The sequence below is a fragment of the Streptomyces sp. SKN60 genome, from assembly GCF_026236535.1.
Taxonomy (GTDB): domain Bacteria; phylum Actinomycetota; class Actinomycetes; order Streptomycetales; family Streptomycetaceae; genus Streptomyces.
Genome location: NZ_JAHTMW010000022.1, coordinates 100,512 through 121,160, shown reverse-complemented (window position 1 = coordinate 121,160; position 20,649 = coordinate 100,512). Strand labels below are relative to the sequence as shown.

Annotated in this window: 18 protein-coding genes; 8 read left to right on the top strand and 10 right to left on the bottom strand. The window is 73.5% G+C overall.

The features are described from left to right. Window positions 1-104: 104 nt before the first annotated feature. The 3 genes from KV205_RS30055 to KV205_RS30045 all read right to left on the bottom strand — a co-directional run bounded on the left by KV205_RS30055 (window position 105) and on the right by KV205_RS30045 (window position 1,452). Window positions 105-662, bottom strand: coding sequence for a GNAT family N-acetyltransferase (locus KV205_RS30055; RefSeq protein WP_265867894.1), 558 nt, complete (start codon window positions 660-662; stop codon window positions 105-107). Between the two features lie 191 nt (window positions 663-853). Then, a complete protein-coding gene (locus KV205_RS30050; RefSeq protein ID WP_265867893.1) occupies window positions 854-1,213 on the bottom strand; it encodes a hypothetical protein in 360 nt (119 codons plus the stop codon). Continuing rightward, on the bottom strand, window positions 1,210-1,452 hold the full coding sequence (locus KV205_RS30045; protein WP_265867892.1) for a LapA family protein: 243 nt from the start codon (window positions 1,450-1,452) through the stop codon (window positions 1,210-1,212). Before KV205_RS30045 ends, KV205_RS30050 begins: the two co-directional genes overlap by 4 nt. 156 nt (window positions 1,453-1,608) lie before the next feature. Here KV205_RS30045 and KV205_RS30040 point away from each other — a divergent pair, with 156 nt between their 5' ends. The 3 genes from KV205_RS30040 (at window position 1,609) to KV205_RS30030 (ending at window position 4,260) form a co-directional block, all read left to right on the top strand. Further along, a complete protein-coding gene (locus KV205_RS30040) occupies window positions 1,609-2,361 on the top strand; it encodes a GntR family transcriptional regulator (RefSeq protein ID WP_265867891.1) in 753 nt (250 codons plus the stop codon). A 67-nt stretch (window positions 2,362-2,428) separates the two neighbouring features. Then, window positions 2,429-3,520: an adenosine deaminase gene (locus KV205_RS30035; protein ID WP_265867890.1), complete on the top strand. Its 1,092-nt coding sequence runs from the start codon at window positions 2,429-2,431 to the stop codon at window positions 3,518-3,520. 86 nt (window positions 3,521-3,606) lie between these two features. Then, window positions 3,607-4,260 carry a GntR family transcriptional regulator gene (locus KV205_RS30030; RefSeq protein ID WP_265867889.1) on the top strand — a complete coding sequence of 218 codons (654 nt, stop codon included), beginning with the start codon at window positions 3,607-3,609 and terminating at the stop codon, window positions 4,258-4,260. Between the two features lie 45 nt (window positions 4,261-4,305). Here the strand turns inward: KV205_RS30030 and KV205_RS30025 are convergent, their stop codons facing one another. Genes KV205_RS30025 through KV205_RS30010 form a run of 4 tightly spaced genes read right to left on the bottom strand, consistent with a single transcriptional unit; the run spans window position 4,306 to window position 9,437 of the window. Next, window positions 4,306-5,247: an LD-carboxypeptidase gene (locus KV205_RS30025; protein ID WP_265867888.1), complete on the bottom strand. Its 942-nt coding sequence runs from the start codon at window positions 5,245-5,247 to the stop codon at window positions 4,306-4,308. Continuing rightward, window positions 5,244-7,238: a prolyl oligopeptidase family serine peptidase gene (locus KV205_RS30020; RefSeq protein WP_265867887.1), complete on the bottom strand. Its 1,995-nt coding sequence runs from the start codon at window positions 7,236-7,238 to the stop codon at window positions 5,244-5,246. The genes KV205_RS30025 and KV205_RS30020 overlap by 4 nt, the downstream gene beginning before the upstream one ends. A gap of 38 nt (window positions 7,239-7,276) precedes the next feature. Next, window positions 7,277-8,611 (bottom strand): M20/M25/M40 family metallo-hydrolase, encoded by a 1,335-nt coding sequence (locus KV205_RS30015; protein ID WP_265867886.1) that lies wholly within the window; start codon window positions 8,609-8,611, stop codon window positions 7,277-7,279. Next, the gene (locus tag KV205_RS30010) at window positions 8,604-9,437 is read right to left on the bottom strand and encodes a M55 family metallopeptidase (protein WP_265867885.1); all 834 of its coding nucleotides are present in this window, start codon (window positions 9,435-9,437) and stop codon (window positions 8,604-8,606) included. Before KV205_RS30010 ends, KV205_RS30015 begins: the two co-directional genes overlap by 8 nt. Before the next feature lie 329 nt (window positions 9,438-9,766). On the opposite strand from KV205_RS30010, the gene KV205_RS30005 reads away from it, so the two are divergent. Then, window positions 9,767-10,813 (top strand): hypothetical protein, encoded by a 1,047-nt coding sequence (locus tag KV205_RS30005; protein WP_265867903.1) that lies wholly within the window; start codon window positions 9,767-9,769, stop codon window positions 10,811-10,813. Between the two features lie 173 nt (window positions 10,814-10,986). Here KV205_RS30005 and KV205_RS30000 read toward each other — a convergent pair whose 3' ends face one another. Both KV205_RS30000 and KV205_RS29995 read right to left on the bottom strand, forming a co-directional pair. Continuing rightward, complete coding sequence (locus KV205_RS30000) at window positions 10,987-13,455, bottom strand: MFS transporter (RefSeq protein WP_374214742.1); 2,469 nt, start codon at window positions 13,453-13,455, stop codon at window positions 10,987-10,989. Between the two features lie 296 nt (window positions 13,456-13,751). Then, complete coding sequence (locus KV205_RS29995; RefSeq protein WP_265867884.1) at window positions 13,752-14,195, bottom strand: SRPBCC family protein; 444 nt, start codon at window positions 14,193-14,195, stop codon at window positions 13,752-13,754. Window positions 14,196-14,343: 148 nt separating this feature from the next. Between KV205_RS29995 and KV205_RS29990 the strand changes: the two genes are divergently transcribed. The 3 genes from KV205_RS29990 (at window position 14,344) to KV205_RS29980 (ending at window position 17,642) form a co-directional block, all read left to right on the top strand. Further along, entirely contained in the window at window positions 14,344-15,429 is a 1,086-nt protein-coding gene (locus KV205_RS29990; protein WP_265867883.1) for an Rv2578c family radical SAM protein, read from the top strand. A 111-nt stretch (window positions 15,430-15,540) separates the two neighbouring features. Continuing rightward, entirely contained in the window at window positions 15,541-17,139 is a 1,599-nt protein-coding gene (locus tag KV205_RS29985) for an alpha/beta fold hydrolase (protein ID WP_265867882.1), read from the top strand. Between the two features lie 68 nt (window positions 17,140-17,207). After that, window positions 17,208-17,642 carry a RidA family protein gene (locus tag KV205_RS29980; protein WP_265867880.1) on the top strand — a complete coding sequence of 145 codons (435 nt, stop codon included), beginning with the start codon at window positions 17,208-17,210 and terminating at the stop codon, window positions 17,640-17,642. A 241-nt stretch (window positions 17,643-17,883) separates the two neighbouring features. Here KV205_RS29980 and KV205_RS29975 read toward each other — a convergent pair whose 3' ends face one another. After that, window positions 17,884-18,489 carry a HEAT repeat domain-containing protein gene (locus KV205_RS29975; protein WP_265867879.1) on the bottom strand — a complete coding sequence of 202 codons (606 nt, stop codon included), beginning with the start codon at window positions 18,487-18,489 and terminating at the stop codon, window positions 17,884-17,886. A 299-nt stretch (window positions 18,490-18,788) separates the two neighbouring features. On the opposite strand from KV205_RS29975, the gene KV205_RS29970 reads away from it, so the two are divergent. After that, window positions 18,789-20,570, top strand: coding sequence for a 3-hydroxyacyl-CoA dehydrogenase family protein (locus KV205_RS29970; RefSeq protein WP_265867878.1), 1,782 nt, complete (start codon window positions 18,789-18,791; stop codon window positions 20,568-20,570). The last annotated feature ends 79 nt before the right edge of the window (window positions 20,571-20,649 follow it).

The window sequence follows — 20,649 nt, the reverse complement described above, 5'->3', positions numbered from 1 at the left end:
ATGGCGACCGACGACAACGCGGTGGGGGCACCTCCCGTGCCCGAAGGGCTACGGGGGAGTGCGTGCCAGGCGCCGCGAGCCAGGCGGGACTTTCCGGACAGGCCCTAGGTCCCGGCCGGGGCGGGCCGGTCGGCGGTGATCGCCCAGCGCTCGTGGTCCCGCCAGGCCCCGCCGATGAACAGCATCGCGGGCGAGAACCCCTCCAGGCGGAAGCCGGCCCGCCGGACCAGGGCTCGGGAGGCGGTGTTGCCCGGCTGGATGTTGGCCTCCAGCCGGTGCAGCCCGAGCGGCCCGAAGGCGTGCCCGAGGACCAGGCCGAGTCCCTCCGTGAGCAGTCCACGCCCGGCCGCGTGCGCGAAGGCGCCGTAGCCGAGGGCGCCGGAGAGGAAGGCGCCGCGGACGATGTTGTTGATGTTGACGAAGCCGGCGATCCCGCCACCGTCCCGCTCGCACACGAGAAAGCCCTCCCGGGCCGGGTCCTCCATCAGCGGCCGGCTGTAGGTCGCGTACGTGTCGACGGTCTGCGGCGGATACAGCCAGGGCACATGCAGCTCCCGGCTCTCCCTCGCCCGCGCGGTGAACTCCTCGGCGTCCTCCGCCGTGAAGGGCCGCAGGCCGACACGGGACCCGGTGACGAGATACCGACCAAGATCGCCAGACATGACACCAGGCTACCGGCGGGAGGGTGCGGGGGTGGTCTTGAGGGCCGGGCGCTGGTGGGCCGGTCGGGGCGCCGGGCTGCCAGGCGGGCGACGGAGGCCGGGGCGGGCGGCCCCGGCCGCGCCGAGCCTGGCACGACGGCACGAGCCGGGCGGCCGGCGAGGGGCGCGCGCGGGCGCTGGGCGCCGGGGTGTCAGCGGCGGGCGGCTGTCACTCGGGGCGGGCAGGCTTCGCCCTTCTTCACCACGCCGACCACGACCCGGCCGCGCGGGGCGCGCTCGGCGCCGGGGGCGGGGTGCTGGGTGCAGACCCACCAGTTCGGGGGCCAGAGGACGCGGCGGTCGCCGCCGCCGACGTCGATGACGTCGAGCCGGGTGCGCGGCGCGAGCGCCGTGAAGACCCGCCACAGGCTGCGCCCCAGCAGGTCCGGGGTGGGCTGGCGGACGGGCGGATGCCCGGCGTCCTCCGGCTCCGCGACCGGTTCGGCCGAGCTGACGGCCACGGCCGCGAGCGCCAGGACCGCGCCCGCGCCGACCAGGGTGGACCGTCTCATTTGCGCCTCCGGGCCGCCGCGTAGTAGCCGCAGACCGCGCCGAGCAGCGCCGTCACGAGCAGCGCGACGTACAGCGGCATGGTCACCTCGGGGATCAGCAGCCTGATCCGCACCTCTCTCGTGTTCTCGAAGATGAACACGAGCAGCAGGATCGCCACGACCCCGATCGCGATCCGGCCGGGGGTGAGGAATCCGCCCGCCCGGGCCCTGCCCGTGCTCGATGTCTCCTTGGGACTCATCGTCGGCCCTCTCCTCCGTCGTGCGTCCCCCCAGGATGGGCCGTTTCGTCCGTTTCGGCCGCGCGAGGAAGAGCCGTCCGAGTGACTTGTCAGACAAGGGTGGGCGGTTACGGTAGACATCCCAGACCTGAACCGCGTGTGAAGGAGGACCGATCCGTGGCAGCCGGCGGACCGCAGCGACGCCCCGTGGTCGCGCTCTACGAACGGATCGCGGACGCCATCCACGACGGCACCTACCCGCCCGGCTCCACGCTGCCCTCGGAGCCCAAGCTCGCGTGCGCGCTCGGCGTGAGCCGCCCCGCCCTGCGCGAGGCGCTGCTGCTGCTCCAGGAGGACGGGCTGCTCACGGTGCGCCGCGGGGTCGGGCGCACGGTCAACGCGCATCCGCCCCGGCGCGGTTTCGAGCAGGTCAGGGCGCTTGAGGAGCTGCTCGGCGGGGCCGCGCCGCTACGGGTGCGGGGGCTGCTCCGTACGGTCGAGGAGCCGACCGACTTCACCACCCAGCACCTGCTGGCCCCGGCCGGCGCCGAGCTCCGTTTCTGGGAGTCGGTACTGGTCGGCGAGGCCGGGCCGGCGGTCCTGAGCCATGAGTGGGCCGCCGCCGACGGGGTCCTGGAACGCGCCCACCCCGCCTTCGCCGAGGCCCTGCGGGCACCGGCCTCCGGCGCCGAACGCACCTCGATGCTGGCCGTGCTGTCCGCAGCCTCGCGGGGCGTGCCGCTCGCGGCGCACAGTGCGGTCACCGCGACCCTGCTCGGGCGGCGCCGCGGCGAGCAGCTGGGCCGGTCGGCCGACACCCCGGCCGTGCTCGTCACGCAGGTGGTACGGGTCGCGGAGACCCCGGTCCTGGCCGCCAAGCACATGCTGCCGACGGGCGCGCCCGCGCTGCCGGTGCTCCAGTCGAACTGAGCCGGCGGGCCGGGGCCGTACCGGCGTCACATCACCCCGCTCCCCGGGTGGCGTACACTTCCCCGCCATGCACTTGTCTGACAACTCTGCCGCCCCCTCCGTCACCACCCCCGTGGCCGAGTGGATCCGCCGCGCCCCCAAGGCCGTCCTGCACGATCACCTCGACGGCGGGCTGCGCCCCGCGACGATCGTCGAACTGGCGCGGGCCTGCGGCTACACCGGGCTGCCCACCGAGGACCCGACCGAGCTGGCGGTCTGGTTCCGGGACGCCGCCGACTCGGGGTCCCTGGAGCGGTATCTGGAGACCTTCGCCCACACCTGCGCGGTGATGCAGACCCGCGAGGCGCTGGAGCGGATCGCGGCCGAGTGCGCCGAGGACCTGGCCGCCGACGGGGTCGTCTACGCCGAGATCCGGTACGCCCCCGAGCAGCACCTGAACGGCGGGCTCACCCTCGACGAGGTGGTCGAGGCCGTGAACGACGGCTTCCGCGAGGGCGAGCGCCGGGCCGGCGGCCGGATCACCGTCCGCACCCTGCTCACCGGCATGCGCCACACCGACCGTTCCCTGGAGATCGCGCAGCTCACGGTGGCGCACCGGGACAACGGCGTCGCGGGCTTCGACATCGCCGGCGGCGAGATCGGCAACCCGCCGGCCCGCCACCTGCCCGCCTTCCAGCACCTCAAGCGGGAGAACTGCCACTTCACCATCCACGCGGGCGAGGCCGTCGGCGCGGAGTCGATCCACGAGGCCGTGCAGGTCTGCGGCACCGAGCGGATCGGGCACGGGGTGCGGATCACCGACGACATCGCCGAGGACGGCACGCTGGGCCGGCTCGCCTCGTACGTCCGGGACAACCGGATCGCGCTCGAGGTCTGCCCGACGTCCAACCTCCAGACGGGCGCGGCGAAGGACTACGCCTCGCACCCGATCGACGAGCTGCGCCGGCTCGGGTTCCGCATCACCCTGAACACCGACAACCGGCTGGTCTCCGGCACCACCATGAGCGAGGAGTTCCAGCACATGGCGGACGCCTTCGGCTACGGCCCGGAGGTCTTCGAGGAGTTCACGGTCGCCGCCCTGGAGGCCGCGTTCCTGTCGCTGCCCGAGCGGCAGCGGCTGATCGAGGAGATCGTCCGCCCGGGGTACGCGGCGCTCTGACCCGTACGGGCCTGGGGGGGGAGGGCAGGCCGCCGGCCCGGACTGCCCCGCCCTCCCCCGCTCTCCCCCGGTGGAAGAATGACGGCATGACAGCTGCCGAGGAGTTCAGGCCCGAGTCGGATCGGATCACGCGCACCCTGCGCGACCAGATCATCGACGGAACCCGGGCGCCCGGCAGCAGGCTGGTGGAGCGCGAGATCGCCGCCGAGCTCAACGTGAGCCGGCTGCCGGTCCGGGACGCGTTGCGGGACCTGGTGGCCGAGGGGCTGGTGACGCCCCGGCCCCGTACCTGGGCCGTGGTGCGCGAGTTCAGCGCCTCCGACGTCTCCGACCTGATCGAGGTCCGCTCGGCCCTGGAGATCCTGGCGTTCCGGCTCGCCGCCCAGCGTCGTACCCGCGCGGGCCTCGCCAAACTGCGCGCGGACCTCGACGCCGAGCAGTCCGCGGCGGCCCGCGGCGACGGCGCCACGGCCCGGCGGGCGGCCGCGGACTTCCACGAGACGGTCACCGAACTCGCGGACAACGCGCTGCTCACCGAGCTGGAGGGGACCCTGCGCAGCCGGATGCGCTGGCTGCTCGGGCAGCACGACGCGTTCTCGGTCGTCGCCGAGGAGCACGAGGAGCTGTACCGGGGGATCGAGGCGCGGGACGCGGAGCGGGTCGAGGAACTGGCGCTGCGGCACCTGGAGACCAGCCGGAAAACGGCCGCCGAGCACCGGCGGAGGACGGCGCCCGAGTAGCCCCGGTCCCCCGTCCGGGCCGGGCCCCGCCCCGCTCAGCTCAGCTCAGCTCAGGGCGGGTATGTCGAGGGTGAGCGTGCCCGCGTCGGCGTCGAGCACGCCGGGTATGCCGAGCGGGACGGTGAGCGCGGTGGCGGCGTGGCCGAAGCCGAGTTCCTCCACGACCGGGACGCCGAGCCCGCCGAGCCGGTCGGCGAGGACCGCGCGCACCTCCTCGTACGGCCCGCACTCCGCCCACGAGCCGAGGGCGATCCCCGCCACCCCGTCCAGCCACCCCGAACGCAGCAGCTGGGTGAGCATCCGGTCGAGGCGGTACGGCTCCTCCCCGACGTCCTCCAGGAGCAGCAGCCCACCGCGGGCGGAGCCCCGGGCGTGCGGTGTGCCGAGGTCGGCGGCGAGCAGGCTGGCGCAGCCGCCGAGGGTGACGCCGTGCGCGCGGCCCGGCACCAGGGTGCCGGCCGTCTCCAGGGCGAGGGCGCGCACCGATTCGGGCTCGAAGAGGGTGGCCCGCAGCGATTCCTGGCTGCGGGCGTCCTTCAGGAAGACCTCGGTGGCGACCATCGGACCGTGCAGGGTGGCGAGGCCGAGCCGGGTGGCGAAGGCCTCGTGGAGGACGGTGACATCGCTGTAGCCGACGAGGATCCTGGGGCCGGCGGCCCGCATCGCGTCCCAGTCGAGCAGGTCCACCATCCGCTGTGCCCCGTAGCCGCCGCGGGCGCAGAGCACCGCGGAGATCGCGGGGTCGCACCAGGCCTCGGTGAGGTCGCGGGCCCGGTCGGCGTCGGTGCCGGCGAGGTGGCCGAGGGTGGGGTGGGTGTCGAGGACGTGCGGGGCGACGACCGGGTCGAGGTCCCAGCCGCGCAGGATGTCGAGCCCGGCGCGCAGCCGCTCCTCCGGTACGGGGCCGCTGGGGGCGACCACGGCGACCCGGGCGCCGGGGCGGAGCCTCGGCGGGCGGACGAGCGCGGGAACGGGTCCGGGCGTCACGAGCGCAGCTCCAGCTCGGCGAGGTCGTCCCGGGCGATGCCGAAGGCACGGGCGTACAGGGCGAGTTCGGCCTCCAGGGCGCGGATCATCGTCTCGGCGAGGCGGAAGCCGTGGCTCTCGCCGGCGAAGGCGAGGTAGCCGTGCGGGATGCCCCGGCCGGCCATCCGGGCGAGGAAGCGCTCGGCCTGTGCGGGCGGGCAGACCGGGTCTTCCAGACCCTGGAGCAGCAGGAAGGGCGCGGAGATCTTCTCGGCGTGCTCCAGCGGGGAGCGGTCCCGGTAGCGGGCGGGCACCTCGTCGGGCCGGCCGATGAGGGAGTGCATGTACTGCGATTCGAAGTCGTGGGTCTCGCCGGTGGTGAAGGCGGTGGGGTCGAGGACGGGGTAGATGATGGTGCCGCAGGCGTAGACGTCGGTGTGGGCGAGGGAGGCGGCGGTGGTCCAGCCGCCGGCGCTGCCGCCGCGGATCGCGAGGCGGTCGGGGTCGGCGGTGCCCTCCTCGGCGAGGGCCCGGGCCACGGCGGCGCAGTCCTCGACGTCGACGACGCCCCACTGCTCGCGGAGGCGTTCGCGGTACTCCCGGCCGTAGCCGGTGGAGCCGCCGTAGTTGACCACGGCGACGCCGATGCCCCGGGAGGTGAAGTAGGCGATCTCCAGGTCGAGGACGAGCGGGGCGTGGCCGGTGGGGCCGCCGTGCGCGGAGACGACGTAGGGCGGGAGCTCGTCGGCGGGGGCGGGCCGGTCGGGGTTGTGCGGCGGGTAGACGTGGGCGTGGATCTCGCGGTCGTCGGGCCCGGTGAAGGTGCGGATCTGCGGCTCGGGGTAGTAGGCGGGGTCGACCGGGTCCTGGTGCGGGGAGCCGATGACGCGGGTGCGGCCGGTGCGGGTGTCGAGCTCGACGACCTCGTACGAGCTGCGCGGTCCGGCGGCGACGCCGACCACCCGGGTGCCGTGCACGGCGAGGGTGGCGGACCAGGCGGTCCAGGGTCCGGTGACGTCGACGAGTTCGCCGCTCTCCGGGTCCAGTATGCCGAGGGTGGTGGCGCCGCGGCCGTGGACGACGGCGACGAGGCCGCTGTCCAGCGGCCGGAACCAGCCGAGGCCGACCTGCCACAGCGGGCCGGCGAACTCCTCGGGGCGCGGGCAGAGCGCGACCGGTGCGGTGCCGGTGCCGGGCGTGGGGGTGCGGTAGAGGTTCCACCAGCCGGTGCGGTCGCTGACGTGGAGGAGCTGTCCGTCGGCGGTCCAGCCGACCTGGGGCACGGACTCCTCGGGTCCGCCGGCGACGGTGTGCGGGGTGCCGAGGGTGCCGTCGGCGGTGATGTCGGCGAGCTGGACCTCGGTGCCGTCCCAGGGCATCCGGGGGTGGTCCCAGGCGATCCAGGCGGCCTGCCGGCCGTCCGGGGAGAGCTGCGGTCCGGTGACGAAGCGGTGGGTGTCGTCGGTGAGTTCGCGGACGCGGCCGCGGTCCTCGGCGGCGGAGCCGTCGAGCGGAACGGCGGCGATCACCCGGCGCACGTCGGTGGGCGCGGGTCCGGTGAACTCCTCCAGGACGCACCAGACCTCGCCGCGCTCGGGCAGCAGCACCGGGTCGGCCCAGCGCAGCCCGCCGCCGACCTGGGAGGTCGGGGTGAGCGGCCGGGGCGCCGGGCCGCCCGGGGCGTCCGGCTCGTACACGTACAGCCGCTGGTCGGGGTGGTGGCAGAAGACGACGAACGGGGTGCCGTCCGGCCGTACGGTGCCGGCCCAGGCCTGTCCGCCGTATTCGAGGACCCGGCTGCGCACGTTCCAGGGTGCGGGGAGCACCGACTCCTCGGTGCCGTCCGGGCGGCGGCGCACCAGGGCGCGCCGCCCGCCCTCGGTGGGCCGCGGCGCGGTCCACCACACTTCGTCACCGACGAATCCGACGGAGTCGGGCCGTCCGTCGTGTGCCGCGGCGAGCGCGGCGCCGATGGGTGACGGCCAGCTGCCGTAGGCGGCCGTGGGTGCCATCAGGATTCCCCCCTGGTCGTGGTCGGGTGTGCGGGCTTTCAGGCCGAGCGCAGGTAGTGGTCGAGGACACGGACGCCGAAGTGCAGGGCGTCGACCGGGACGCGTTCGTCGACGCCGTGGAACAGTGCCCCGTAGTCGAGGTCCGGGGGCAGCTTCAGAGGCGAGAAGCCGTAGCCGGTGATGCCGAGGCGGGAGAACTGCTTGGCGTCGGTGCCGCCGGTCATGGAGAAGGGCACGGTGTGTCCCTCGGGGTCGAAGCGCTCGACCGCGGCGCGCAGTTTGGCGAAGGTCGGCGAGTCGACGGGGGCTTCCAGGGGCACCTCGCGGTGGTGGAACTCCCACTCCACGTCGGGTCCGGTGAGCCGGTCCATGGTCTCCACGAACTCGTCCTCGCCGCCGGGCAGCATCCGTCCGTCGACGTAGGCGACGGCCTGGCCGGGGATCACGTTCACCTTGTAACCGGCGTCCAGCATCGTCGGGTTGCTGCTGTTGCGCAGGGTGGGGGCGACGAGGGCGGCGGCCGGGCCGAGCTTCTCCAGGAGCGTTTCGACGTCGAAGCCGGGGGCGTCCACGTCGGCCTCGATGCCGTGGAGCGCGGCGAGTTCGACGAGTGCGGCCCGCACGGTCTTCGTGATCCGCACCGGCCACTCGTGGGCGCCGATCCGGGCGACGGCGGCGGCGAGCCGGGTGACCGCGTTGTCCTTGTTGATCTTCGAGCCGTGGCCGGCCCGGCCGTGCGCGGTGAGCTTGAGCCAGGCGGTGCCGCGCTCGCCGGCGGCGATCGGGTAGAGCCGGGTCCGCGGGTCCGGGTGGAAGCTGAACGCGCCGGACTCGCTGATGCCCTCGGTGCAGCCCTCGAAGAGCGGGGCGTGCCGCTCGGCGAGGAACGCCGAGCCGTCCTCGGCGCTCGCCTCCTCGTCTGCGGTGTAGGCGATGACGATGTCCCGGCGCGGCCGCACGCCCTGGCGGGCCCAGGAGCGCACGACGGAGAGCACCATCGCGTCCATGTTCTTCATGTCGACGGCGCCGCGCCCCCACACGACGCCGTCGCGGACCTCGCCGGAGAAGGGGTGCACGGTCCAGTCGGCGGCCTCGGCGGGCACGACGTCCAGGTGGCCGTGGACGAGCAGCGCGTCGGCCGTCGGGTCGGTGCCGGGGATCCGGGCGACGACATTGGTGCGGCCCGGGGTGCGCTCCAGGAGCGTGGCCTCGAGGCCCGCGTCGGTGAGACGCTCCGCCACGTACTCGGCGGCGGGGCGCTCGCGGCAGTCGCCGCCGCCGCGGTTGGTGGTGTCGATCCGGATCAGCTCGGACGTGAAGGTGACGACCTCGTCGAGGGCCGTCGCGTCCGGACCGGGTTGCTGCTCAGCCATACTGCTCCTCCACGGCGGCCGACACGATCGTCGTGACCGCCTTGAACGTGCGAATTGCCTCGTACATCGTCTCGCTGGTGTAGGCGGTGCGGCGCTCGCCACTCCGCTCGGCGCCCGGCACCACCGTGGCGGCGGCGGCCAGGTGCTCGGCGTCGAATTCCAGCTCCACCGTGAACGGCCCGCCGCCGACCGGCTCGTGCCGGACCGCGAGCGAGGCGGCCGCCTTGGCGGCGGCGCGGATCTCGGCGGCGGTGCGGGCCGGGGTGCGGCACACCGCCGCGTACCGCGACACGTAGTCCTTGACCGCGACCTTGTGCGCCTCCGGCGCGTACCCGAGAGCGTCCTCGCAGGTCAGGTCGTCGCCGGTGACGAGCACGACGGGGACGCCGAACTCGGCCACCACACGCGCGTTGAGCAGGCCCTCGCTCGCGCGGACACCGTTGAGCCAGACGCCGGTGATGGAGTTGGCGAGATAGGTGTGCGCGAGGACGCCCTCGGCGCCGGCGCCCGTGTGATAGCCGACGAAGGCGATGCCGTCCACGTCGCCGTGCTGCACGCCCTCGACCATGGAGAGCGACTTGTGGCGGCCGGTGAGCATCTCGGCGCGCTCGTCGAGCCGCTCCAGGAGCAGATTGCGCATCGACCAGTGCGCCTCGTTGATCAGCACCTCGTCGGCGCCGCCGTCGAAGAAACCGAGCACCGCCGCGTTCACGTCGGACGTGAACATGGACCGGCACCGCTCCCACTGCGGGGTGCCGGGCAGCACGTCGGCGGGCCAGGTCACGCCCGTTGCGCCTTCCATGTCAGCGCTGATCAGGATCTTCATGTCTGGCACCGTACGCGTCGGGCGGCGGGCCCCACCACCCCTGTGGATAAGTGTCGAAGGCGTGGACCGGTGGCGGCGGTTCGGGCGGCGGCGCGTGCCAGTGATTCGGGCGAATCCTTTCATCTCGTGCGTATAGGCTGTCGGGCGCAGATTTTCCCTCCCGATCCGCAGGAGACCTCTCGGTGACCACGTCGCTCGCCCCGTCCGAAACCCCCGCCGAAACGTCCGCCGAAACGTCCGTCGGAACGACCGTCGGAACGACCGTCGAGTCGCCTGTCGAGGTGCCCGCGCAGGCGCCCGCCGAGGCGACCGTCGACATGGCCGTCGACATGGCCGTCGACACCGGTGAGTGGGTCGAGCCCGCCGCGCAGGCCGTGGCCGAGGCCGTGGTCCGCGACGCCCGTGACTTCGGGGTGTACGCACGGACCGGCGGCTGGGCCTTCGCGCTCAAGGTGGCTCGTAGCGTGCGGCCCGGCGGCCAGGCGGCCGAGGGTTCGGACAAGGTGTCGGCGAAGGCCTTCGCCGAGCTCGCCGGGTGCTCGCCCGAGCGCGTGATGCGCTACTACAAGGCCTGGGACATGGCCGCGGACGACGGCCTGGTGCCGCAGTTCGAGGCGCTGGTGCCCGGCGAGGACGTCGAGCTGCCCGAGGCGGACGTCTGGCTGTCGTACTACTCCTCCCGCAACAGCGCGACCTCCGTGCGCGGCCACGCGATCAGCGCGGCGGCGGAGGCGGAGGGCATCAAGCCGACGAAGGCGCTGGAGGTCGCGGAGAACCCCACGGCCCTGCGCGCCGCGATCCTCGCCGACCCCGGCACCGCGGAGGCGGCGCGCGGCGCGCTGCTCGACCGGATGAAGGAGGACCCGGCGCTGCAGACGGAGATGGCCCGCGCCATCGCCCGCACCGGCGACCTGAAGAAGGCGGTGGCCCAGGAGGCGAAGGCCGCCGACCGCATCGAGTACGTCCGCCAGATCGCCGAGGGCGGCCAGATCAGAACCCCGGCCGGCCAGACCGTCGCCGCCCCTCCGGAACTCCGCGCCGAGGCCGAGCGCCACCTGTCCCTCATCGACGAGCTCGACGACTCGGAGGAGGCCGGCGAGTGGGCCGGCGAGGCGTACGAGACGGTGCGCACGATGGTCGTCAAGGCCGTCGAGGACAACCCGGAACTGCGCGTCCAGGAACGCCGCACCAAGTTCTACAACAGCCTCCAGAAGGCCACGAAGGTCTTCGAGGAGCTGACCCTCGACGAGGTCCTGGAGGAAGACGTCGTCGAGGCCGACATGCTCCAGCGCCTGGAGGCCCTCCAGGACGCGATCGGCGCCTGCATCAGCGCCCTGCGCAAGGCGACGGCGTCGCCGGAGGCGGCCGAGGACTGAACCTGAGCGGGGCCGGGGGCTCCGCGCACGGCGCGGGCGCGCCCTTGCGCGGCGCCCCCGTTTACCGGCCCAAGGCCGGCCGGGCGGGCTGAGGCGCGTCCGGCCAGAGGCCGGGCCCGGGGCGGCGTCAGGCGCGTCCGACTGAGGGGGCGGGGGCCAGGGGCCCCGCCCCCTCAGTCCTCGTGGCCCAGTTGCAGGTCGCGTTCCGTGCGGCCGCCGCGGGCGACCTGGAGGACCGTGGCGATCGGGGGGTAGCCGGCGGCGATGACGGTGTATTCGCCGGAGGAGAGGTCGACGAAGCGGAAGGTGCCGTCGGGGCCGGTGGTGAGGGTGTCGACGACGTTGCCGGCGGCGTCGAGGAGGGTGACGCGGGCGTCCTCGACGGGGCGGCCGGCGCCGGCGCGGACGGTGCCGCGGAGGACCGCGCCGCCGGCGAGTTCGATGTCCTGGCGGGTCTCGCGGGAGGACTGGACGGTGACCGGGAGGGCGGCCGGGCGGAAGGCGGGGGCACTGGCGGCGAGGGTGTACTCGCCGGCGACGAGTTCGCCGATGACGTAGCCGCCCTCGCGGCCGCTGCGGGTGGAGGCGACGACCTCGCCGCGTACGTCGGTGAGGGTGACGGCCGCGTCCCCGACCGGGGTCCCGTCGGCGGTGACCACGCTACCGGCGAGGCGGCCCGCGCCGCCGAGCACCACGTCGAGTTCGACCGGGCGCTCGCCGACGGTCACGGAGACCGCCTGCGGCTGGTGCCCGCCGGCGGCGGCGATCAGGACGTACGAGCCGGAGCCCGGCACGCTCAGCGCGTACCGGCCGTCGTCGCCGCTCGCGCCCCGGCCGATCTGCGTCCCCGCGACGTCGATGAGGGTGAGGGCCGCGCGCGGCACGCTGCCGCCGTCCGGGTGCTGCACATGGCCGCAGACCGGCACCCCGGGTGCGGGCGCCGTCCGGGCGGACGGGATCGGGGTGGTGGCGGGGGCCTCGGTGGTGGGGGTGTGGTGGGACACCAGCGGTTTCTCCTTGAGGAAGAAGGCGAGGACGAGGCCGAGCGCGAGGACCGGCACGAGGTAGAGGAAGATCCGGGGCATCGCGTCGGCGTACGCCTGGACGAAGGCGTCCCGGAGGGCGGGCGGCAGGGCGTGGACGGTCTGCGGGGTGACCGAGTCCGCCGGCGGCAGCGCGGCGGCGGCACCGTCCCGGGGCAGCCGCTCGGCGAGCGCGTCGTCGAGCCGGGCGGCGAACAGCGTGCCGAAGACGGCGGCGCCGACGCTGCCGCCGATCTGCCGGAAGTAGTTGTGGGCGCTGGTCGCGGTGCCGAGGTCGGCGGGCCGCACCGAGTTCTGCACGGCGAGCACCAGGACCGGCATGATCAGACCGATGCCGGTGCCGAGGACCGCCTGCCACAGACTGTGCTGGAGACGCGGGGTGTCGGTGTCCATCCGGGACAGCAGCCACATGCCGAGGGTGGCGACGGCGGCGCCCGCCACCGGGTACGCCTTGTAGCGGCCGGTGCGGCTGATGAGCTGGCCGGAGACGACGGACGCGACGACGATGCCGCCCATCAGCGGGAGCATCAGCAGGCCGGACTCGGTGGCGCTGGCGCCCTCGACCATCTGCAGGAAGGTGGGCAGATAGCTGGCGGCGCCGAAGAGGGCGATGCCGACGACCGCGCCGACCAGGCTGGTGACGGTGAAGACGGAGTCGCGGAACAGCCGCAGCGGGATGAGGGGTTCGGCCGCGAAGTGCTCGACGACGAGGAACAGGACGGCGGCCGCCGTGGCGCCGGCGCCCAGACCGAGGATCACGCGCGAGCCCCAGGCGTACTCGGTGCCGCCCCAACTGGTCAGCAGCACCAGGCAGGTGGAGGCCGCGGCGAGCAGCAGGGTGCCGAGGACGTCGAAGCGGGCTCGGGCGGTCGGCTTGGGGAGCTTGAGGACGAGCGCGACGACGACCAGTGTGACGAGCCCGAACGGCACGTTGAAGTAGAAGCACCAGCGCCAGGAGACATGGTCGGTGAAGAAGCCGCCGAGCAGCGGTCCGGCGACCGAGGCGAGGCCGAAGGCGGCCCCGATGAGGCCCATGTAGCGGCCGCGTTCCCGGGCGGGCACGATGTCGGCGATGATCGCCTGGACGCCGATCATCAGGCCGCCGGCGCCGACGCCCTGGAGGGCGCGGAAGGCGATGAGCTGGTCCATGGTGCGTGACCAGCCGGCGAGCCCGGAGCCGATGACGAACACGACGATCGCGAAGAGGAAGACGCCCTTGCGGCCGAGGAGGTCGCCGAGTTTGCCGTAGACCGGCAGGCCGATGGTGGCGGTGAGCAGATACGCGGTGATCGCCCAGGACATCCGGTCCAGGCCCTGGAGTTCACCGACGATCTTCGGCAGGGCGGTGGCGACGATCATCTGCTCCAGCGCGGCGAGGAGCAGCGCGAGCATGAGGCCGACGAAGACCAGCCGGACCCGCCGGGGGTCCAGGGCCGACCCGGCATCGGGCCCGGCGTCGGGACTGCCTTCGGGGCCGGGACCGTCTTCGGGACCCTCGGCGGCCGGTTCCGCGACCAGGTCCGGGGGCGGCTCGCCCACGAGGGGCGGCACCGCGCCCCCGGTCGCTTCGGCGTCCTTCACGCTCGTGATGGCACCCACCTGTCACTCCCCTCGCCACGCCGTCTGCGCGCGTCATTCTTCGCATTGCGCGCGAAGCGGGAGCAAGTCGGGCGGTACGGGGGACGGGTGGGGCCGGTGTGGTTGAACGTCCCTGCGGGGCGGCGCACTTGGGGCGCTCATCAGCGCGTTTACCGGGTGGTGCGCGACCCCCGGGTGCGCCGGGCACTCTTGCGGGGGTCGCGGGGGAACCACTCGAATCGGTGACGATTCGGGGCGTTACTTCAGAGTTCCGGTTTCCCGAGGCTACTTCCCGCCCCGGGGAGTCACGCTCGGGACTACTTCTCGACCTCGGTGGCCAGGTTGGCGAGCACGGCGTCGTAGATCCGGGCGAGGCCCTTGGGCGCGAAGGTGCGCTCGAAGAAGCCGCCGATGCCGCCGGCGCCGTTCCAGACGGTGGTGACCACGGCCTTGGACCTGCCTTCGCCGGCCGGGGTGACGGTCCAGGTGGTGACCATGGAGGAGTTGCGGTCCTTCTCGACCAGCTGCCCGTCGGTGGGCTCGCTGACCTCCAGGAGGCAGTCGCGGACGCGCTTGCTGGTGGCCTGGAGCTTCCAGTGGACGAGGGTGCCCTCGCCGTCGCCGCCCTCGCGCACCTCGTACTCGCTGAAGTGCTCGGGGAGCAGCTTCCCGCGCGTGCCGGTGTAGTCGGCGAGCGCGTCGAACACCGTCTCCGCGTCGGCGGCGACGATCCGCTCCGTCGTGGCCTCGACCTGCGCCATGGCACTTCCTCCAGCTGTTCTCGTGGTGCTCACGGGGATGTGGGTCAAGCCAATCACCTGGGCGCCGGGGCCCAAAATCGGGGTTGCGGCGATCAAGGGAACACGTGTTCTATTCTGGCACTCACCACCGCCGACCGAGGAGGCGTCCATGCGCTGGGACCATCTGGCCGACACCGCCGGCGACCCCACGAATCACACGGGTGCCCTCGCTCCCGCCGCGCCCGCCGACCTCGCGCTGTTCGGCCGGGACGCGGTCACCACCCGCACCTTCGACACGCCCGAGTTCCAGGGGATCACCTTCCACGAGGTGCGGGCCCGGTCGATCGTCAACCGGGTGCCCGGCGCCTCCCGCATGCCCTTCGAGTGGACGGTCAACCCGTACCGCGGCTGCACGCACGCGTGCGTGTACTGCTTCGCCCGCAAGACCCACAGCTATCTGGACCTGGACACCGGCATCGGCTTCGACTCCCAGATCGTGGTGAAGGTGAACGCCCCGGAACTGCTGCGCGCCCACCTCGCCTCGCCGCGCTGGCAGGGCGCGCACATCGCCATGGGCACCAATGTCGACTGCTACCAGCGCGCGGAGGGCCGCTACCGGCTGATGCCGGGGATCCTGGAGGCGCTGCGGGACCGGGCCAACCCGTTCTCGATCCTCACCAAGGGCACGCTGATCCTGCGCGACCTGGAGCTGCTGCGGCAGGCCGCCGAGGTGACCGAGGTCGGCGTGTCCGTCTCCGTCGGCTTCACCGACCGGGAGCTGTGGCGCACCGTCGAGCCCGGCACCCCGGCCCCCGAGCGGCGCCTGGACGTCGTCCGCACCCTCGCCGCGCACGGCATCGGGTGCGGGGTCCTGATGGCCCCGGTCATCCCGTTCCTCGGCGACCGGCCGGAACAGCTGCGCGCCACGGTCCGCGCGGTCGCCGAGGCCGGCGCGACCTCGGTCACACCGCTCGTGCTTCACCTGCGGCCGGGCGCCCGCGAGTGGTTCCTCACCTGGCTGGGCCGCCACCACCCCGAACTGGTCGCCCGTTACGAGCGGATGTACGCGGGCGGCGCCTACGCGCCCACCTGGTACCAGCGCCGGATCACCCGTCAGGTGCACGAGCTCGCGGCCGAGTTCGGCATGGGTCCGGGCGGGCGCGCGACGCCCCGCCCGGAACGGCGACGCGCGGACGGCCCCGTACCCGACCACCACGCGCGCGTGCCGGCGGCCGAGCAGCTCAGCCTCCTCTGAAGACGGCGGTCTCCGTAAAGCGAGTTCCCTGACGGCGTGTCACGTCCGCCGAACGGGTCAACTCTCCGCCGAAACGGTCCTTTCGCGCCCGCCACGGGGCACGGAGGCCGTATGAGACCCCGCGCAGGAAAACTGATCGCCGCTGGGGCGCTGGTCGCCGGGACGGTCACCGTCCTGCCCGCGCCCGCCACCGCCGCGAGCGAGCCCGGACCGACCACCCGCCCCGTGGCACCGCTCACCTGGACCGACTGCCCGACCAGGGCGTACCCGAAGCTCCAGTGCGCCACCCTCCGGGTGCCGCTCAACCACGACGACCCGGCCGGCCGGAGCATCTCGCTCGCCCTCACCCGGGTCGCGCACACCGCGAAGACCTTCCAGGGCCCGCTGCTCGTCAACCCCGGCGGACCGGGCGGCAGCGGCCGCGGGATGGCCGGCTACGTCGCGGCCTCGCTGCCGCCGAAGCTGGCCGCGCAGTACGACGTCATCGGCTTCGACCCGCGCGGCGTCGGCAAGAGCGAGCCCGCCCTGAACTGCCGCCCCGGCCACTTCGATCCGGTGCGCCCGGACTCCGTGCCGCACGGCGCCGAGGGCGAACGGGCCGGTGTCGAGCGGGCCCAGGCGTTCGCGAAGGCCTGCGGCGACAAGTACGCCGACGTGCTGCCGTACATCGACACCGTCTCCACCGCCCGCGACATGGACTCCATCCGCGCCGCCGTCGGCGCGCCGAGGCTCAACTACCTCGGCTACTCCTACGGCACCTACCTCGGCGCCGTGTACGCGCGGCTCTACCCCGAGCGGGTCCGGCGGATGGCCCTGGACTCCGTGGTCAATCCGCACGGGGTCTGGTACGAGGACAACCTCTCGCAGGACTACGCCTTCGACACCCGGCACAAGGACTTCGCCGCCTGGGTGGCGCGCAACGACGCGACCTACCGGCTCGGCACCGACCCGACGGCGGTCGAGGCGGCCTGGTACCGGATGCGCGACGAGCTGGCGACCACGCCCGCGGGCGGCAAGGTCGGGCCGGGCGAGCTGGAGGACACGTATCTGCCGGGCGGCTACTACAACGGCTACTGGCCGCGGCTCGCGACCGCCTTCGCCGCCCACGTCAACGACCACGACAGCGCACCGCTGGTGAAGGCGTACGAGGACTACGCGGCGGCGGACGCGTCGGCCGAGAACGGCTACTCGGTCTACGCGAGCGTGCAGTGCCGGGACGCGGCCTGGCCGCGCGACTGGAGCGTGTGGCGCAAGGACAACTGGGAGACCCACGCCAAGGCGCCGTTCTCCACCTGGAACAACGCCTGGTACAACGCGCCGTGCGCCTTCTGGCCGGTCGAGCCGCTGTCCCCGCCGGACGTGCACAACGACCAGGTGCCGCCGACGCTGATCCTCCAGGCCACCGACGACGCCGCCACGCCGTACGAGGGCGGGGTCGCGCTGCACCGGATGGTGCGGGGCTCCAGCCTGGTCGTCGAGGAGGGCGGCGGCAACCACGGAGTGACGCTGGCCGGCAACGACTGCATGGACGAGCACCTCACCGCCTACCTCTCCACCGGCAAGGTGCCGCGCGCCGCGAACGCCGGCGCGGAGGCGGACGCGGTCTGCGAGACGCTCCCGGAGCCGGAGCCCGCCAAGCCCGCCGAGACCCGCGGCGCGGCCCCCGAGGCGGGCATCACCCTGCACGGACTGCTGGGCCACGTCCGCTGACCCGAGAGTTGTCCACAGATCGACCAGAGGGGACCCGACTGTCAGTGGCATGGGTCAGGATGTGAGCCATGAGTACGCATCTGACCCATGTGTCCGCCCCCGAGGGGCTCGCGCCCAGTCCGCAGTACAGCCATGTCGTATGGGGGACCGGCCGGTTCGTGGCCGTGTCCGGCCAGCTCGCCCTGGACGCCGGGGGCGCGATCGTCGGCGCCGGGGATCCGGTCGCGCAGGCCCGGCAGGTCTTCGCCAACGTCGGCCGCTGCCTGGCCGCGGCCGGAGCGGGTTTCGAGGACGTGGTGAAGCTGACCTACTTCGTCACGGACATGGCGCACATGCCCGCGCTCCGCGCGGCCCGCGACGCCGCGTTCGACGGGCTTCCGCTGCCGGCCGGCTCGGCGGTCCAGGTGGGCGCGCTGGTACGGCCCGAACTCCTCGTGGAGATAGAGGCGTTCGCGCTGATACCGGAGGAGCGGGGCATGCCTGAGGGCCGGCACAGCGCCTAGCCCGCGGGCCCTAGGGCCTGTCCGGAAAGTAGCTCCCCCTGGCTTCGCCGGGAGGTACCCCCAGTCTGCCCGCAGGGCAGGGCTCGCGGTGTCTGGTGCGTGCGATCGCAAGGCGGAGGAGGGAGACATGGCTTGCCATGGCGACCGACGACAACGCGGTGGGGGCACCTCCCGTGCCCGAAGGGCTACGGGGGAGTGCGTGCCAGGCGCCGCGAGCCAGGCGGGACTTTCCGGACAGGACCTAGGGGCACAGCCGCCGCAACGCCTCCCGGGCCGCCTCCCCCAGCCTCGGGTGCGGGAGCGCCGCGGTCAGGACCTCCCGGGCGGCCGGGCCGCCGAGGTCCCCCAGGACCCCGAGCCCCTCGACGCAGGCGAGGCCGACGCGCCAGTGCGGGTCGCCGGGCGTGAGGCGGCGGCGCAGGACCGTGACGAGGGCGGGCGCGCTCTCCGGGGCGCGCAGGGCGGCGAGCAGGCGGACCGGCAGCAGGGCGTAGGCGACACGGAGTTCGTTGGTGGCGAGCGCGGCGGCGGCGCGGGCGGTGCGCGGGTCGCCGAGCCGGGTGAGGGCGTGGGCGGCGGAGACGCAGCGCTCGGGGTCGCGGTGGTTGAGGAGGAGGACCAGGGCCTCGAAGGCGCGGGGGTCGCCGGCCAGGCCGAGCCGGAAGGCGGCGATCTCGCGGGCCCAGAGCGGCTGCCCGGGTGCGGTGAGGGCGGCGTGCAGTTCCTCCGTACCGAGCGGTCCGGCGAGTTGTTCGAATGCCGCGGGAACCTCCCCTCCGTCATTCTCGATCTCTTCCCGCAAACGATCGATCATCGAGCAGAATTCGGGGTCCGCAGCGAAATTCATATTCCTCAGCCTATCCGCGACCCAGATCACACTTTCCTCAACTTGCCAGGACTGGCGTGCTCGTTACCGGGCAGTTAATCTCAGGTGAGCGGGCCACCCCCCGCACTCCGCACGACGGCCTGGTGACGCAGCCGTTGTGTTCGTTCGTTCGGTTCGGCAGTTTTCGACGTGACTCCGGGACAGGGTCCGTCGCCCGTTTCCCACGCCCCGCTGGTCTTTCCCTCGACCTCCGGGCCCACCGCGCCTTCCTTTCTTCGCGCGCTGCCTTCAGTCGTCACTCTTCTCCCAGGAGTCCCCTGATGGACACCCCTCTCTCCACCATCGCCGTCGTCGGTCTCGGCACCATGGGCACGGGCATCGCCGATGTCCTCGCCCGGGCCGGCCGCGAGGTCATCGGCATCGACATCGACGAGACCGCGGCCGCCCAGGCCGTCGCCGCCCTGGAGGCCTCCACCGCCCGCGCGGTGGCCCGCGAGCGCATCACCGAGCAGGAGCGGCAGGACGTCCTCGCCCGCTTCCGCACCTACTCCGACCTGCAGGCCGCCGCCGCGGCCGATCTCGTCATCGAGGTCGTGCCCGAGGCGTACGAGACCAAGCAGGAGGTCTTCCGCGCCCTGGACGGCATCGTCCGGCCGGACGCGATCCTCGCCACCGGCACCAACGCCCTCTCGGTCACCCGCCTCGCCGCCGACTCCGCGCACCCGGAGCGCGTGCTCGGCCTGCACTTCTTCACCCCGGTCCAGGCGATGAAGCTGGTCGAGGTGGTCTCCTCGGTGCTCACCGACCCGCGGCACGTGGACGCCGTCACCCGCCTCGCCCAGGAGCTCGGCAAGGAGCCGGTCGCGGTCGGCGACCGCCCCGGCTTCGTCGCCGACGGGCTGCTCTTCGGCTACCTCAACCAGGCCGCCGCGATGTACGAGGCCAAGTACGCCTCCCGCGAGGACATCGACGCCGCGATGCGGCTCGGCTGCGGTCTGCCGATGGGCCCGCTGGCGCTGCTCGACCTGATCGGCATCGACACCGCCCGTACCGTCCTGGAGGCGATGTACGCCTCCTCGCGGGACCGGCTGCACGCCCCGGCCCCGATCCTCAAGCAGCTCAGCGAGGCGGGTCTGACCGGCCGCAAGTCCGGCCGCGGCTTCTACAGCTACGCGTCCGCCGGCTCCGCCGAGGTCGTCGCCGACGCGCTCACCCCGCAGGACTCGGCGTCCGCCGGCGCCGGCCGTGAGGTCCGCTCGGTCGGCGTCGCCGGCTCGGGCACCATGGCCTCCGGCATCGCCGAGGTCTTCGCCAAGGCCGGCTACCAGGTCGTCCTGGCCGCCCGCTCGCAGGAGAAGGCGGACACCGCCAAGGCCCGGATCGCCAAGTCGCTCGGCCGCTCCGTGGACAAGGGCCGGATGACCGGCGAGGCGCACGACGAGACGCTGGCCCGGATCGTCCCGGCCGGTTCGCTCGACGCCTTCGCCGAGGTCGACCTGGCCGTCGAGGCGGTCGCCGAGGACCTGGCGGTCAAGCAGGACCTGTTCGCCCGTCTGGACAAGATCTGCAAGCCGGGCGCGGTGCTCGCCACCACGACCTCCTCGCTGCCGGTCGTCGCCTGCGCCAAGGCGACGAGCCGCCCTCAGGACGTCATCGGCATGCACTTCTTCAACCCGGCGCCCGCCATGAAGCTGGTGGAGATCGTCCGTACGGTGCTGACCGCCGACGACGTCCACGCCACCGTCCGCGAGGTCACCGCCAAGATCAGGAAGCACGGCGTGGACTGCGGCGACCGGGCCGGCTTCATCGTCAACGCGCTGCTCTTCCCGTACCTCAACAACGCGATCAAGATGGTCCAGGAGCACTACGCCACCCTGGACGACATCGACGCCGCGATGAAGCTGGGCGGCGGCTACCCGATGGGTCCGTTCGAGCTGCTCGACGTGGTCGGCCTGGACGTCTCGCTCGCCATCGAGAAGGTCCTGCACCGCGAGTTCCGCGACCCGGGCCTGGCCCCGGCGCCGCTCCTGGAGCACCTGGTGGCCGCGGGCTGCCTCGGCCGCAAGACGGGCCGTGGCTTCCGCGAATATGCCCGCCGCTGAGCCGGGCTCCGGGCCGTACGGGGGATGGGGAGGGCTGCTCAGCCCGCCGGGCACCGCCGGTGCCGGGCCGGGCTCCCCT